The sequence below is a fragment of the Nocardia sp. NPDC050712 genome (assembly GCF_040654295.1).
Lineage (GTDB): Bacteria > Actinomycetota > Actinomycetes > Mycobacteriales > Mycobacteriaceae > Nocardia.
This window is the reverse complement of sequence record NZ_JBFAHT010000003.1, coordinates 1,559,082-1,573,945: the sequence shown is the minus strand read 5'-3', so window position 1 is coordinate 1,573,945 and position 14,864 is coordinate 1,559,082. Positions and strand designations below refer to the sequence as shown.

Below are 14,864 nucleotides of genomic sequence, written 5' to 3'. Positions count from 1 at the left end.
CCCCCGCGCCTCCCGGAGCCGCCGCGCCCGGCCGGCCCCCAGGGACCGCTGGAATCGCAGCGCCTGCCAAACAGCCAGCCCCCGCAGGACGCTCAACGCCCGCAGGACACGCGACACCCGCAAAACAGCCAGCACCCGCAAGACACCCCTCGCTCGCGGGACGTCCAGCACCAGCCAGACAGCCAACGCCCACAGAACACCGCGCGCCCGCAGGACCCCACGCGCCCGCAGGACACGCGGCACCCGCAAAACAGCCAGCACCCGGAGGACTCGCAGCGCCAGCAGGAAACTCAACGCCTGGCGGGTAGCCAGCGCCTGCCCGATGCGCAGCGGCGACCCGAGACCTCGCGTGCGCCCGAACCGCCATACCCGCTCGACGGGCAACGCCCGCCGGACACGCGGCCCCTGGCGGACGCGCAACACCCCCTGGACGTCCAGCAGCGCACCGAAACGCAGCACCTTCCGGATGTGCGGCAGTCCCCGGAGACTCAGCGCTTCGGCGAAGTGCCGCAACCGGAATCGGCCGAGCCGCCGGCGGGGAAGCAGCGTATTCCGCGCAAGCTCACGGTCACCCGTGTCGCGGTCATGCGCGGACGGGAGCTGACCGGGAAGGGCATCGCGACCTTCCAGCGGGCCGCCAAGGCCGACGGGGCCGACAAGTCGGGGCTCACCGCGCTGACCTACGCCACCATGACGAACTTCGCGCTGGACGCGGCGATCGCGGTGGCGCTGGCCAATACGCTGTTCTTCGCCAGCGCGACCGCGGAGAGCAAATCCAAGGTCGCGCTGTATCTGCTGATCACCATCGCGCCGTTCGCGGTGATCGCCCCGCTGATCGGCCCCCTGCTGGACCGGTTGCAGCACGGGCGCCGGGTGGCGCTGGCGAGTTCGTTCGCGGCGCGCGCGGTGGTCGCGGTGATGCTGATCTTCCAGTTCAACAATGTCGCGCTGTATCCGCTCGCGCTGTGCATGATGGTCGGCAGTAAATCGTTCTCGGTGCTCAAGAGCGCGGTGACGCCGCGCGTGCTGCCACCGGAGATAGACCTGGTCCGCACGAATTCCCGGCTGACCGTCTTCGGTTTGGTCGGCGGCACCATCGGCGCGGGCTCGGTGGCCGCGCTCGCGGCGGTGATCGCGGGCTCGAACGGCGCGCTGATCCTGGCCGTGCTGATCGCGGTGGCCGGCACCTATCTGAGCCTGCGGATTCCGAGCTGGGTCGAGGTCACCGAGGGCGAGGTTCCGACGACGCTCGGCTATCACGGCGAGCAGGCCCGCACCGAGGTCATCCAGCAGGTGCCGGACGTGCCCGCCCGCCGCCGCAGGCAGCCGCTGGGCCGGTCCGTCGTGACCGGTTTGTGGGGCAACAGCGCGATCCGCGTGCTGACCGGCTTCCTCACCTTCTATGTGGCCTTCGTCGCCAAGGCGACCGAGCACCGCCCGGTGCAGCAGGCCACCATGCTCGGCATCGTCGGCGCCGCCGCCGCGATCGGTAACTTCACCGGCAACGCCACCGGCGCCCGCCTCAAACTGGGCCGCCCCTCCCTGATCGTGGTGGGCTGCACCGCGGCCTGCACCCTGGTGGCCGTCTTCGCGATCCTCGCCGATAACCTGCTGGGCGCGGCCATCGCGACGCTGGTCGCCTCCGGCGCGAGCGCGCTGGCGAAGGTCTCGCTGGACGCGGCGATCCAGGACGACCTGCCGCCGGAGTCGATCGCCTCCGGTTTCGGCCGGTCCGAGACCGTGCTGCAGCTGTCCTGGGTGATCGGCGGCGCGGCCGGTGTGCTGCTGCCCACCGAGTGGTGGAAGGGTTTCGCGGTCGTCTCGGCGATACTCGTGCTGGGCCTGACCCAGACCTACCTCAGCTATCGCGGCCACACGCTGCTGCCGTTCATGAGCGGTAACCGCCCGCAGCATGTCGAGCAGAAGCTGCCCGGCAAGACCACCTTCATCCCCCGACCGACTGGAGATCCCCTCAGTGAGTGAGCGACGCAAGCATTCGGGGACGGCAGCCGCCGGTGCTTTTTCCGGCGGCGGGGTGGGTAAGCCCAGTGGCCGCACCATCATTGCCCTACTCGCGGCGGCCGCGCTGGTTGTCGGTGTCGCGTTCGTGGGCGTGCTGATCGTCACGGTCCGCAACGCGGACAAGCACGCGCCGGAGCTCACCGCCTATTCGCACGGGAAAACCGTCGACGTCACCCCGTTCGCCTACTGCGCGGTGTCCATGCAGAACTGCCGGGTGCTGCCGCAGAACGCCGAGGACGCCGTGGGCACGGTGTTCGAGGGCCTGCCGTGTGAGGCCGAGGGGTGCGCGAAGGGCGGCACCGCCGACCTCCAGGTGCCGCCGGGCTATCCGCTGCAGCTGTCGCTGCCCAAGCAGATCGTGGAGGCGCCCTGGCTGGCGCAGCTGGTGTACGCCACCGAGGACGGCCAGCGCGTCGGAAAGGTGATCAGCCGCAACGACTATCCGAAGGACGCGCGGGCCATCACCATCGACTCGCGGCCGCTGCCGGAGCTGCGACTGATCGGCGTCGAGATGCAGCTGCCGATCCTGGCGCGCGACGAGACCGGCCGGGAGTTCTATGTGCCGCACGCCGCCTGGTCGATCAACACGATCTGAGACGGCACAGAAAAGGCGCCCCCGCGTGCAGGGGCGCCTTTCGCGTCTGTGGGTCTCAGTGGTCGAGCTCGCGCGCGACGGCCCGGACGACCTCCGAGATGCGCTGCGCCATCTTGCGATCCGGGTACTTGCCCTTGCGCAGGTCGGGCTGCACCTTCGTCTCCAGCAGGGTGATCATGTCCTCGACCATCCCGTGCAGTTCGTCGGCCGTGCGGCGCGGGGCGGCCGGATCCTTGTGGACCGCGCGCTCACCGCGTTCCTGGCCCTGGCGCACCGACGGCGGCGCTTCCAGCAGCTTCAGGCTCAGCGCCTGCGGCCCGCGGCGGCCCGCGGCCATTCCGAATTCGACGCGCTGCCCCGGCTTGAGGGATTCGATGCCCTGCGGCAACGCCGAGCTCCGGACATAGACGTCCTCCCCCTCATCCTGGGAAAGGAAGCCGAAGCCCTTTTCGACGTCGTACCACTTCACCCTGCCGGTCGGCACTGCGCTCACCCGTTCATCATCGACACTCGGAACCCCAACGGCCCGAGCAAATTTTCTGCTTTGCGAAAAGAACGCGCCCCACAAGCCTGCAGGACGCGATTGCCCCCGAGTCTACCCCGGTGGGTATGCCCGGAGCACACCAGTTTTACGGTCGACCGGTGACGAACTCCTCCGCCCCGCAGCCGCCGCGTCCGCGCCGCGACGGGTTTCTGTATTTCGCGCTCGGATTGTTCGCGCTCGGGTTGCTGGCGGTCATCGGCATCTTCCTGACTCCGATACTGACCGACGGCACTGCCGGACTCTGGCTGTACCTGCTCGCGATGCTCGCGCCGCTCGGTTTCATCCTCGGCGTCGGGTACGCGCTGTGGTCGGGGCGGCGCGCCAGGTGAGGTACCCGAGCCCTCCGTTAGCGAATCCTAGATGTGATCCTGATCACATAACGGAGCGGTCACGGAGCGGCATCGAACCGTTACAGGGCGAGGCGAGCGGCTTCTAGCTGCGCAGAAGCACTTTCGCGCCAGATGACCCCCGCTCGAGCCCAGCACATACACGCCGGTTATCAAATAGTGATTTTTCGCCGCGATAGTCGTACCGTCTATTCCAGCCGGGGCACCCCGGCACCACCGGCCCGCCGCACCGAGCCTCACCCCGCGGGTACCGGAACCCCGACTGGATCAGGGGTGAGGGCGGTACGGACGACCTCTCAGTCCGTTTCCGAGCGCTGGATCTTATTCAAGACGCCTCGCAGGTGCGGACGAGAGGAAGACACCGGATATGAGTGGACGCCATCGCAAGCCGACCTCCACCGGGCGCACCGTAGCGAAGGTCGCCGTCACCGGCGCCATCATCGGCACCGCGGGTGTGGCCCTGGCCGGGAACGCCAGCGCGGCCCCCGACTCCGACTGGGATCGCCTCGCACAGTGTGAAGCAGGCGGCAACTGGGGTATCAACACCGGCAACGGTTTCCAGGGTGGTCTGCAGTTCTCTCCGAGCACCTGGAAAGCCCACGGCGGCCAGGAATACGCGCCCAGCGCCCACCAGGCCAGCCGTGAAGAGCAGATCGCCGTCGCCGAGAAGGTCCTCGCCTCGCAGGGCTGGGGCGCCTGGCCGTCCTGCTCGTCCTCCCTCGGCCTGCGCAGCGCGCCGCAGCAGCGCGACGTGCCCGCCGAGCCCTCGATCCCGAAGTGGAACCCCACTCAGGTCCAGGCCCCCGATACGCACCAGGAGATCTACCAGGCTGTCGACCGCGCCGTCGCGCTGGTGCAGCAGCAGGGTGTGCAGGTCCCGCAGCCGGCCCTCGACTTCTTCAATGCCGCCAAGGGCAACGGAGTCAAGCTCGATCCGGCCATCGTGAACTTCTACGAGGCGAACAAGGGGCTGCTCCCCTCCTGACCCGACGTTCGTCAGCAAACAAGGCCCCCGCATCACTGTCGATGCGGGGGCCTTGTTGTTGTTCTGGATCCCGGCTCGCGCCGGGTAGGGCCGCGCCGGAGCGCGGCCGTTTCCAGCCCGGAAGTCAGCGGTTGATCACCGTGTGCGGGTGCATGTACGGCAGCTGCTCGGCCGGGACCGGAAACTCGGTGTCCTCGCCGAACGGCGAAAGCCCACCGGAGCGGGTCGACGACAGTTCGGTGACGGCGTGGTCACCCTCGGCCAGCTTCGGCCAGCCATTGTCGACATACGGTTTCTTCGATTTGTTCACCACGGCCACATGCTAGCGGGAATCCTCCCTCCCGCGCACGGCCGGACCACCATACTCCCGGACCAGCGGGCTCTGCCCGATTGGCGGTGTTCGCTGGGCCCTCCATGGTCACGCTGCGCTACCGCCTCCGGGCCCTGAGCTCACACCGCAACAAACCAGCACCGTACGCTGGATCGGATGAGCGCGACCTCTTTGGCCGGGTGGCTCGGTGCCCGGACCGATGCCCAGCTCGTGGCATTGCTGCAGTTGCGGCCCGATCTCGCGGTGCCGCTGCCCTCTGCCATGCAGGTGCTCGGCGCCCGGGCCGAGCAGCGGGCCTCGGTGCTGCGCGCCACCGACGATCTGAACACCCTCGAGTTCGCGATCGTGGAAACCCTTGCTGTGCACAAGGCCTCGAACGACGCCGCGCCGCTGGGCCGCAAGGCGCTGCAGGCGCAGTTGAAGGGCCGGGTGACCAAGGCCGCGCTGGACGCCGCGCTGGAGCGCCTGATGGCCCGCGCGCTGGTCTGGACGGACGGCGACGAGCTGCATCTGGTCCCCGCGACCGCCGAGGCGCTGCCGTGGCCGATCGGGTCCACCACCGAGATTCCCGACGCCCTGACCGAACCCGAGGTCGTCGCCGCGCTGCGCGACCTGCCGCCCGCCGCCCGCGCGCTGCTGGACAAGCTGGCCACCACCAGCCCGCTCGGCCGCAGCAAGGACGCCGCGCCCGGCACCCCCGCCGACCGGCCGGTGCAGCAGCTGCTGAGCCGGCGCCTGCTGCACTGGGTCGACGACGAGACGGTGGAGCTACCCGGCACGGTCGGCCAGGTGCTGCGCCGCGAACCCGTCACCCATCCCCATGCGCTCACACCCCCGAAACCGGAACTGCGTAAACAGACGCCCGCCGAGGTGAACGCCGTCGCCGCCGGCGAGGTCGGCGAGCTGCTGCGGCACTGCGAGGACGTGCTGGAGGCGCTCGGCCAGGCCCCGGCGCCGGCGCTGCGCGCGGGCGGGCTCGGCGTGCGCGAGCTGCGCCGCGTCGCCAAGCAGACCGGGGTGGACGAGACCCGGGCCGGGCTGCTGGTCGAATTGCTGACCGCGGCGAAGCTGGTCGGCAAGGGCCTGCCGGAACCGGAGCCGAACTACGACAACGCCGAGGACTACTGGGCGCCGACGCCGGCCGCGGACGGCTGGCTGGACGCGCCCGCCGCGCGCCGGTGGACCGCCCTGGCGCTGGCCTGGCTGGAGCTGGACCGGATGCCGTGGATGATCGGTATGCGCGACGCCAACGACAAGCCGCTCGCGGCACTGTCTTTCGAGCTGCGCATGCCGAACGCACCGCGCGACCGCCGCACCATTCTGGCGCTGCTCGCCGAATTCCCGTCCGGCACGGCGCTGGAACCCGCCGATATCGGCCGCCTGCTGGCCTGGCGGCAACCGCGCTGGCGCAGGCACTTCCGGCTGGAGGCGGTCGAGCACACGCTGCGCGAGGCGGCCGAGCTCGGCCTCATCGGCCGCGGCGCGCTGGCCTCGCCGGCGCGGGCGCTGCTGCACGGCGCGGCCACCAGCCTGGCCGACGCCGAAGCCGAGATGGAAGCCGCGCTGCCGGACCCGCTGGATTACGTTCTGGTGCAGGCTGATCTGACGATCATCGCGCCCGGCCCGCTCACTCCCGAACTGCAGCAGCGGATCGCGCTGGTCGCCGATGTCGAATCCGCGGGTGCGGCAACGGTTTACCGGCTCAGCGAGAATTCGGTGCGGCGCGCGCTGGACGCCGGGCTGACCGCCGCCGAACTACATGCCCTGTTCAGCACGCATTCCCGCACGCCGATCCCGCAGGCCCTGACCTATCTGATCGACGACGTCGCGCGCCGGCACGGTCAGCTGCGCGCGGGAATGGCCCAATCCTTCTTGCGCAGTGACGATCCCGCGTTGCTCGCGCAGGTGCTGGCGGCCCCGGTGGCGAGCGCGCTGGCGCTGCGGGCCATCGCACCGACCGTGGCCATCGCCCAGGCGCCGCTCGGCGAACTGCTCGAGCAGCTCCGGGCCGCCGGATTCGCACCGGCCGGCGAGGATTCCGCCGGCATCATCGTGGATGTGCGCGCGCGTGGTGCGCGAATCACGGTGCGCCCCAATGCCCGTGCGCCCTACCGGCCGACGCCGCCGAGCACCGAGCAGCTCGAGCTACTGGTCGCGGAACTGCGGGCCGGGGACCGCGCGGCCAGCGCGAAATCCGGCCAGTTCGTGCGCGCCGACGGCACCCGCACCAACACCGCCGCGACGCTCGCGCTGCTGCAGTTGGCGGCGCGGGTGCGGCGGCCGGTGAACATCGGCTACGTCGACGCGCAGGGCGTGGCGTCGCAGCGGGTGGTGGAACCGCTCAAGGTCGGCAACGGTCAGCTCGACGCGCTCGACCCGGTGACCGGCGCGGTCCGGCACTTCACCTTGCACCGGATCGCCTCGGTCGCGCTACTCGACGCTTAGGCGGGGGCGCCCAGGCAGAACAGGGCCTTCGGATCCGGCACCGTGATGTAGGTCTGGGTGTCCTCGGGGCACTGCATCTCATCGGTCGTGCCCTCGAGGCGCTGCAGCACCTTGATGGTGGCTTCGGGGGTGCCGCAGTCGGCCCACTTGTACGGCGAGGTGCCGACGTCGTTGTAGCAGGAATCCTGCTTCAGGTTCGGAGCCAGGCACATGAACGTGGTGCCGCCGCTCGGGCGCTGCTCGGTGTAGGTGGTGTAGTCCGTGGTCGGGCACGCGGTCTGGTTGTCGAAGGTCTGGAACACCTTGTAGACGGCCTTGGGCGAGGAGCAGTCGATCGCCTCGCCCTTGGTGTCGTTGGAGGCGTTGTCGGTGATGTTGATGCAGTCACCGACCTTGGTCTTGGCGACGTCGGACTTGCTCGCGTTGTCGACCGCGGAACAACCGGTCACCGCGACCGCGATTGCGGCCACCGCCAAGAGGGCGCCTGGGAATCTCACGGAAATACCTTCTCTCACCGAACATCTGCACTCATCGTGAACGCGGTGAGGATACCCGCACGTCGCGGTGGCCGCACCTGCTTGACAGCAGGGTCAGAGCATGCCCAATCCCCACATGCTCAGCAGCGAGAAGCCCAGCAGACGCGCCGGCAGACCGAGGAGAAGTTGCAATCCAAAGTTGTTCACTAGCAATGCCTTCCACAATGTCGCCCACCACGTGGACGAACGTCCAATTCAGGGAGTCTGTCGCTGCGGGGGCACCAGTCGTTACGCTTGGCAAGTATGACGGTCGACGACGTTGCCCGCGACTTGTACGGGCTGGATCCCGCGGAGTTCGTGGCGGCGCGCACGGCGCGGGTCAAAGACGCCAGGGACGCCGGCGACAAGGCCCTGGCCACGGCCATCGGCAAGCTGCGCAAGCCCACGGTCACCGCGTGGACGGTCAACCTGCTGGCCCGCTCCGCGCCCGAGGACGTGGACGCGCTGCTGCAACTGGGGGCGGCGCTGCGCTCGGCCCAGCGGGAGCTGTCCGGCGATCAGCTGCGGACACTCACCGCGCAACGCCAGCAGGTCGTCAACGCCCTCGCCAAGCGCGCCGGGGCGCTGGCCGGCGAGCACGGGCATCCGGTCGGCGAGACGGTGCTGCGCGAGGTCGGGCAGACCTTGAGCGCGGCGCTGGCCGACGACGAGGTGGCCGAGCGGGTGCACACCGGCACGCTGACCACCGCCGCCACCTACGAGGGCTTCGGGCCGGAGGGCCCGGCGCTGGTGGCCGTCGGCGGCACCGAGCACAAGTCCGCCCGCAAGCCGGCGCCGGAGCCCGCCGACGACGACGAGTCCGCCCGGCAAGAATTGGACGAGGCGGTAGAGGCACTCGAATTAGCCCGCACGGCAAGGGATTCCGCGCAGGGCGACACCGACGAGGCCGCGCGGCGGCTGGCCGCGACCGAGGCGCGCATCGACCAGCTGCGCGCCGACCTCGAACACGCCGAACACGAGAAGCAGTTCGCCAAGTCCGCCGAGCGCACCGCACACGAGCAGCTCCGGTCCGCCCAGCGCCAGCTCGACCGCGTCGAGCGGTGGGTCGAGCGGGCCCGCAAGCGCCTCGGCTAGACCCGCAACGCGCCCGGGTAGAGGTATTCGTCCGCGGGCGGCTCCTCGGTATCGAGCCAGGCGTGGAAGAAGCCGGTCAGATCGGTCCGCGACTTGGACTGGATGAACGTGCGGAACTCCGGCATCGAGGCATTGCCGTAGGCCCGGTTGCGCTGGAATTCCTTCAGCGCGCCGAAGAACACCTCGTCGCCGATCTGCTTGCGCAGCGCGTGCAGGAACAGCGGGCCCCGGTAGTAGACCGAGGTGAATTCCCGCCCGGCGCCCGGATCGAAGAGCGGGATCTGCCAGAACTTCGGCTTGTCCAGGTACTCCGCGAGCGTCTCGCGATACTGCGCGTCGACGTCCACGCCTTCCTTCTGCTCCGGCCACAGGTAGTCCGCGGTGTAGCTGGCGAAGCATTCGTTCAGGCAGATATCGGACCAGTTGCGCACCGATACCGCGTCACCCCACCACTGGTGCGCGATCTCGTGCACCACGGTCTCCAGGTCGGTCCAGGGCGCGTAGATCGGGCGGGTCTGGGTCTCCAGCGAGATCTCCAGTTCGGCGTCCACGTAGATGCCGCCCGCGGTGTCGAACGGGTAGGGGCCGTACAGGTTTTCGGCGAAGTCGAGGATTTCGGGCAGGCGCTGCTCGGTCTCCCGGTTGCCCTCGGCCTCCGGCGCGAAGGCGCTGAGCAGCGGAGTGCCGTCGGCGCGCCGCTGCTCCAGGAAGCTGAACTTGTCGATGGCGACGGTGGTCAGGTACCCGAGCACGGGATGCTTGGATTCCCAGCTGACGACCCGCTTCGCGCCCTGCACCTCGTTCTGGACGCGGCGCCCGTTGGACACCACCTCCCACTCGGCGGGCACCGTGGCGTGCAGCGCGAAAGTCGCCTTGTCCAAGGGGGTGTCGTTGAGCGGATACCAGGTGGCGGCCGAATGCGGTTCGCCCGCGACGAAAGCGCCGCCGCTGGGCGCGATGGTCCAGCCCTTGCCGAACGCGTCGACCGCGGGACCTGCGTAATCGACGATCGTGACGAACGGCAGGCCCGGCAGCAGGGGCAGCGACGGGGTGATGGTCAGTTCGTGCTCGCCGTTGCTGTTCCAGGCGGCGGGGTGCCCGTTCACCGTCACCATCCGGACTTCCGGACCGTTGAAGTCGAGGTTGAACGCGCTCAGCCCCTGGGTGGCGCGCGCCTCGACGCGCGCCTGGCCGATGAGGTGCCGGGTCGGCGGGTCGTAGTCGATGCTGACGTCGTAGTGGCCGACGTCGTAGCCGCCGTTGCCGTCGAGCGGATAGTAGGGATCACCCAGTCCGGGTGCGCCCACGAAGGGATCCGCCTGGGCCACCGCGGGCGCCGCGACGACCAGGACACCCGCGACCACGGCGCTGCACAGGCCGGACAACCTCATTCGACCAACCGCCTCTCTCGATCACCTCGGTTCGGGATCGTGCCGGCGAGCATTGGCACTGCGGCGATGCTAGTCGGTTATTTCGCCGCGCCGCTGAGTGCCACCGACGCGCCGAGGCCGACGATCATCGCGCCACCGGTCGCGCCGACCGCTTCGAGCCGCCGCGGCGACCGGGCGAACCAGCCGCGCGCCGCGGCCGCCCCCAGCGCCCAGGCGCTGTCGGACACCACCGCGATGGCCAGGAAGACGCAGCCCAGGATCAGCAACTGCACCACGTAGGACCCGGCCGCCGGGTCGATGAAATGCGGCAGGACCGCCGAGAAGAAGATGACCGCCTTCGGGTTGGTGAGACCGACGATGATGCCCTGCCGGATCACCCGCGTGTCCTGCTCGGTGCGGACCTGCAAGGCCGCGCGCAGCGACTTCCGGTCGCGGATCGCCTGGATGCCCAGGTAGATCAGATACAGCGCACCGGCGAACTTGACGATGGTGAGCGCGAGCGCCGAGGCGGTCAGGATGGTGCCGAGACCGACGGCGACGAGCAGCAGGGACACGAAGACGCCCACCGCGTGCCCGAGGACCGACAGCAGGGCGGCGCGGCGCCCGAGCGCGAGCGCGCGCCCGATCGCGAACAGCACACCGGGTCCCGGCACGACGATGATGACAAACGCTGCGACCGAGAAGGCCAGCAGATTTCCGACCGGAACCATCAACCGAGTCTAGGCGCGACGGCCCGCCATCCCGCCATGTTTTTTCCGATCGAGAGCGCGCTCAGGCGCCCAGATCGTCGGGCAACTGCTCCGGATCGAGCAGCAGCCGCTTCGAGGAGGTCCGGCGGACCTTGGCGGCGAGCCCGAGATTGTTTGTCAGCAAACGCCATTCGGCCTCGCCGATCGCGGCGCGAGCGCGTTCGATCACGCTGCCGTCGGTGGTGCCCCAGGCGATCGGCATGGGATGCACTGTCTGCCAGCGCTCCCCGACCTGCCGGGGCGCGCGTTCGCTGCGCACCGCGACCGAGGGCACCCGCTCCCCCGCGCGCTTCTCGTGCCCGGGCAGGTCCCGGACCTTGCGGATGACCAGCGCGTAGAGCGGACCGGTGGCGGGCGGCTTGGCGACATCGACGAGCGCGAGCAGCACCACGCCGCCCGGATGCGTCTCCGAGACCACCGCGGGCACGAGATCGCCCGTGGCGTAGAGCCTGTCGATGCTGAACCGGCGCGGCGCCCACACCGTCACCCAGAGCGCGACCACCGCGCCCAGCACGAACGCGATGGCCAGCAGGTAGGACCAGGCGTGGCCCAGCCAGATCAGATAGCCGGCGATCAGCCCGGCGACGATGGCTCCGGCGATCGCGAGCACGCGCAGGCGGCGCACGTCGGCGAGAACTTCGTTCACCGCCTGGGCGTGGCTGTGGTCCACCGGGAATTCGAAGCGTCGCACGTAATCTTCCTAGCACACGTAGTGGAGAGGATTCCTCCACTTATCCGATGGCGGGTCCCAGCAAGTCGTCGGCATCCGTTATGCGATAGGCATACCCTTGTTCGGCCAGGAAACGCTGCCGATGCGCGGCATATTCGGCATCCAGCGTGTCACGCGCGACGACCGAATAGAAGTGGGCTTGGCCACCATCGTGCTTGGGCCGCAGCAGCCGCCCGAGCCGCTGCGCCTCTTCCTGCCGGGACCCGAAAGTCCCCGAAACCTGCACCGCCACCGAGGCTTCCGGCAGATCGATGGAGAAGTTCGCGACCTTGCTGACCACCAGGACCGGAATCTCGCCCTGCCGGAACGCTTCGAAGAGCTCTTCGCGCTCTTTGGTTTTCGTCGAACCCTGGATCACCGGCGCGTTCAAGGCCACGCCCAATTCGTCCAGCTGATCGAGATACGCGCCGATCACCAGTGTCGGCGCGTCCGGATGCTTGGCCAGAATCGACTGCACCACCGGGATCTTCGTGCGTGCCGTGGAACACAGCTTGTAGCGTTCTTCCGGTTCGGCCGTCGCGTAGGCCATCCGCTCGGCGTCGGTCAGGGTGACCCGCACCTCCACGCAATCGGCGGGCGCGATCCAGCCCTGCGCCTCGATGTCCTTCCACGGTGCGTCGTAGCGCTTCGGGCCGATCAGGGAGAACACATCGCCCTCGCGGCCGTCCTCGCGCACCAGCGTCGCGGTCAGGCCGAGGCGGCGGCGGGATTGCAGGTCGGCCGTCATCCGGAAGACGGGCGCGGGCAACAGGTGCACCTCGTCGTAGACGACCAGGCCCCAGTCGCGGCTGTCGAACAGCTCCAGATGCTTGTACTCGCCCTTGGTGCGCCGCGTGATCACCTGGTACGTGGCGATGGTGACCGGGCGGATCTCCTTGCGCTCGCCGGAGTACTCGCCGATCTCCTCTTCGGTCAGCGAGGTGCGGGCCAGCAGCTCGCGCCGCCACTGCCGACCGGCGACGGTGTTGGTGACCAGGATCAGCGTGGTCGCCTTGGCCTTGGCCATCGCGGCCGCGCCGACCATCGTCTTGCCGGCGCCACAGGGCAGCACCACCACGCCGGACCCGCCGGCCCAGAACGAATCCGTCGCCAGCTGCTGGTAATCGCGCAGCTCCCAGTGCCCGCCCTCGTAGTCGAGCTCGATCGGGTGCGCCTCACCGTCGACATAGCCCGCGAGATCCTCGGCGGGCCAGCCGATCTTCAGCAGCATCTGCTTGATCCGGCCGCGCTCGGAGGGATGCACCGCGACCGTGTCGTCATCGATGCGGGCACCGAACATCGGCGCGATCTTCTTGTGCCGCAGCACTTCCTCGAGCACCGCGCGATCCAGGCTGTGCAGCACCAGGCCGTGCGCCGGAGACTTCATCAGCTGTAAGCGCCCGTACCGGGCCATCGTGTCGACGATGTCGACCAGCAGGGGCTGCGGTACCGCGTACCGCGAGAAATTCACCAGGGCGTCCACGACCTGCTCGGCGTCGTGGCCGGCCGCGCGGGCGTTCCACAGCGCGAGCGGTGTCACCCGGTAGGTGTGCACGTGCTCGGGCGCGCGCTCGAGCTCCGCGAACGGCGCGATCGCCTGCCGTGCCGCGCCGGCCAGCTCGTGGTCGACCTCGAGCAGCAGCGTCTTGTCACTCTGCACGATCAACGGACCATCGGTCACAGAACTCTCCCTTGTCGGCGGCAGCTGGACCATCCCCGGCCCGATCGCTCTCGCGAGGTCGTCTCATTCTCCCCGACGCCCCCGGCAACCCGCGGGTTCCGGTCCGGACCCGCTACTTCAGCGTCCGGCCCGGCGCTTTTGTTCCCGCCGCGCGCCGCCGCACCCGGGGGCGGGCGGCGATGCGGCGGTTCAACAACGCGAGGGTCAGTTCTCGCGACGCTGCCGCACGGCCTCGGCGAGGCGGTCCAGCTGCGTAGCGGTGGTGGCCCAGTCCAGGCAGGCGTCGGTGATGGACTGGCCGTGGGTCAGCTCGTCCGAGCGGCCCAGGGTCAGATCCTGCCGGCCCGCGACCAGGAAGCTCTCCAGCATCACGCCGACCACGCCCGGCTCACCGGCGGCCAGGCGGCCGGCGATATCGGTGACCACGTCGACCTGGCGGTTGTGGTCCTTGTTGCTGTTGCCGTGGCTGGCGTCGACGACCAGGCGCTGGGCCAGCCCCGCCTTCTCCAGGCGCAGGCAGGCCTCGGCGCACGAGGCGGCGTCGTAGTTCGTGCCGGTGCTGCCGCCGCGCAGGATGACGTGGCAGTCCGGATTGCCGCTGGTGCGGATCAGGGCCGCGCGGCCGTCGAGGTCGGTGCCCGGGAAGACGTGGCTGGCCGCCGCGGCGCGCACGCCGTCGACCGCCACCTGCACGTCGCCGTCGGTGCCGTTCTTGATGCCGACCGGCATGGACAGCGCGCTGCTCAGCTGCCGGTGCACCTGGCTGGCGGCGGTCCGGGCGCCGATCGCGCCGTAGGAGACGAGGTCGGCGATGTACTGCGGGGTGATCGGATCCAGGAACTCACACGCCACCGGGAGCCCGAGGCCGGTGATGTCGACCAGCAGCTTGCGGCCGATGCCGAGGCCGGTGTTGACGTCGAACGAGCCGTCCAGGTGCGGATCGTTGATCAGCCCCTTCCAGCCCAGCGTGGTGCGCGGCTTCTCGAAGTAGACCCGCATCACGATGTGCAGCCGGTCCTTCAGCTCCTCGGCCTTGGCGGCCAGCAGGCGCGCGTACTCGATCGCGGCGGCCGGGTCGTGCACCGAGCACGGGCCGACGATCACCATCAGGCGGTCGTCGTCGCCGTTGAGCACGTCGACGGTGGCTTTGCGGCCCGCACGCACGGTGTCGGCGAGGGCATCGGTGATCTGGTGCACCTGGCGCACTTCGGCCGGCGAGCGCAACGGGCTCACCGAGAGGGTGCGCTGGTCGTCCAGATCGGAATGCCGCGCGTCGACATCAACTGCGGTGGTCATAGGTGGGTTCCTTTTCGTCAGGCCGACCCACGGAATTTCGAGACCCCGTCGAGCCGGTCATCATCCGGCTCGGGGGTGGAGGTTGGTCAGCGCAGGCACATGCCGCAGACCGGCCCACCCAGGGCCGGCTTGCTAAACCAGAAATATGCTCGCTGCACG

The 14,864-nt window shown here is 69.6% G+C and carries 14 protein-coding genes; 6 read left to right on the top strand and 8 right to left on the bottom strand.

Annotation, left to right across the window (positions count from 1 at the left end; all coding sequences use genetic code 11):
- Window positions 1–504 precede the first annotated feature (504 nt).
- Window positions 505–1,983 (top strand): MFS transporter, encoded by a 1,479-nt coding sequence (locus tag AB0H76_RS27785; RefSeq protein ID WP_357329938.1) that lies wholly within the window; start codon window positions 505–507, stop codon window positions 1,981–1,983.
- Complete coding sequence (locus AB0H76_RS27780) at window positions 1,976–2,617, top strand: DUF2771 domain-containing protein (RefSeq protein WP_357329656.1); 642 nt, start codon at window positions 1,976–1,978, stop codon at window positions 2,615–2,617. Before AB0H76_RS27785 ends, AB0H76_RS27780 begins: the two co-directional genes overlap by 8 nt.
- Window positions 2,618–2,672: 55 nt before the next feature.
- Here the strand turns inward: AB0H76_RS27780 and AB0H76_RS27775 are convergent, their stop codons facing one another.
- Window positions 2,673–3,101, bottom strand: a complete 429-nt coding sequence (locus AB0H76_RS27775; RefSeq protein WP_357329936.1) for a cold-shock protein — start codon at window positions 3,099–3,101, stop codon at window positions 2,673–2,675.
- A gap of 158 nt (window positions 3,102–3,259) precedes the next feature.
- On the opposite strand from AB0H76_RS27775, the gene AB0H76_RS27770 reads away from it, so the two are divergent.
- Window positions 3,260–3,490 carry a hypothetical protein gene (locus tag AB0H76_RS27770; protein WP_357329654.1) on the top strand — a complete coding sequence of 77 codons (231 nt, stop codon included), beginning with the start codon at window positions 3,260–3,262 and terminating at the stop codon, window positions 3,488–3,490.
- 385 nt (window positions 3,491–3,875) lie between these two features.
- Window positions 3,876–4,493, top strand: a complete 618-nt coding sequence (locus AB0H76_RS27765) for a transglycosylase family protein (RefSeq protein ID WP_357329652.1) — start codon at window positions 3,876–3,878, stop codon at window positions 4,491–4,493.
- A gap of 124 nt (window positions 4,494–4,617) precedes the next feature.
- Here the strand turns inward: AB0H76_RS27765 and AB0H76_RS27760 are convergent, their stop codons facing one another.
- Window positions 4,618–4,806, bottom strand: coding sequence for a hypothetical protein (locus AB0H76_RS27760; RefSeq protein ID WP_209884268.1), 189 nt, complete (start codon window positions 4,804–4,806; stop codon window positions 4,618–4,620).
- A 174-nt stretch (window positions 4,807–4,980) separates the two neighbouring features.
- Between AB0H76_RS27760 and AB0H76_RS27755 the strand changes: the two genes are divergently transcribed.
- Window positions 4,981–7,269: a helicase-associated domain-containing protein gene (locus AB0H76_RS27755; RefSeq protein ID WP_357329650.1), complete on the top strand. Its 2,289-nt coding sequence runs from the start codon at window positions 4,981–4,983 to the stop codon at window positions 7,267–7,269.
- On the opposite strand, the gene AB0H76_RS27750 is transcribed toward AB0H76_RS27755, so the two are convergent.
- Window positions 7,266–7,766, bottom strand: coding sequence for a hypothetical protein (locus AB0H76_RS27750; RefSeq protein WP_357329648.1), 501 nt, complete (start codon window positions 7,764–7,766; stop codon window positions 7,266–7,268). The genes AB0H76_RS27755 and AB0H76_RS27750 overlap by 4 nt on opposite strands.
- 282 nt (window positions 7,767–8,048) lie before the next feature.
- Between AB0H76_RS27750 and AB0H76_RS27745 the strand changes: the two genes are divergently transcribed.
- Window positions 8,049–8,879, top strand: a complete 831-nt coding sequence (locus tag AB0H76_RS27745) for a hypothetical protein (RefSeq protein ID WP_357329646.1) — start codon at window positions 8,049–8,051, stop codon at window positions 8,877–8,879.
- On the opposite strand, the gene AB0H76_RS27740 is transcribed toward AB0H76_RS27745, so the two are convergent.
- The 5 genes from AB0H76_RS27740 to AB0H76_RS27720 form a co-directional block, all read right to left on the bottom strand.
- Window positions 8,876–10,270: a M1 family metallopeptidase gene (locus tag AB0H76_RS27740; protein WP_357329645.1), complete on the bottom strand. Its 1,395-nt coding sequence runs from the start codon at window positions 10,268–10,270 to the stop codon at window positions 8,876–8,878. The two genes, AB0H76_RS27745 and AB0H76_RS27740, sit on opposite strands and share 4 nt — an antisense overlap.
- A 77-nt stretch (window positions 10,271–10,347) precedes the next feature.
- Complete coding sequence (locus AB0H76_RS27735; RefSeq protein WP_357329643.1) at window positions 10,348–10,980, bottom strand: LysE family translocator; 633 nt, start codon at window positions 10,978–10,980, stop codon at window positions 10,348–10,350.
- Window positions 10,981–11,041: 61 nt separating this feature from the next.
- Entirely contained in the window at window positions 11,042–11,710 is a 669-nt protein-coding gene (locus tag AB0H76_RS27730) for a DUF3239 domain-containing protein (protein WP_357329641.1), read from the bottom strand.
- A 40-nt stretch (window positions 11,711–11,750) separates the two neighbouring features.
- Window positions 11,751–13,409 (bottom strand): DNA repair helicase XPB, encoded by a 1,659-nt coding sequence (locus AB0H76_RS27725; protein WP_357329639.1) that lies wholly within the window; start codon window positions 13,407–13,409, stop codon window positions 11,751–11,753.
- Window positions 13,410–13,613: 204 nt separating this feature from the next.
- Window positions 13,614–14,705 carry a 3-deoxy-7-phosphoheptulonate synthase gene (locus tag AB0H76_RS27720; protein WP_357329637.1) on the bottom strand — a complete coding sequence of 364 codons (1,092 nt, stop codon included), beginning with the start codon at window positions 14,703–14,705 and terminating at the stop codon, window positions 13,614–13,616.
- Window positions 14,706–14,864: the final 159 nt, after the last annotated feature.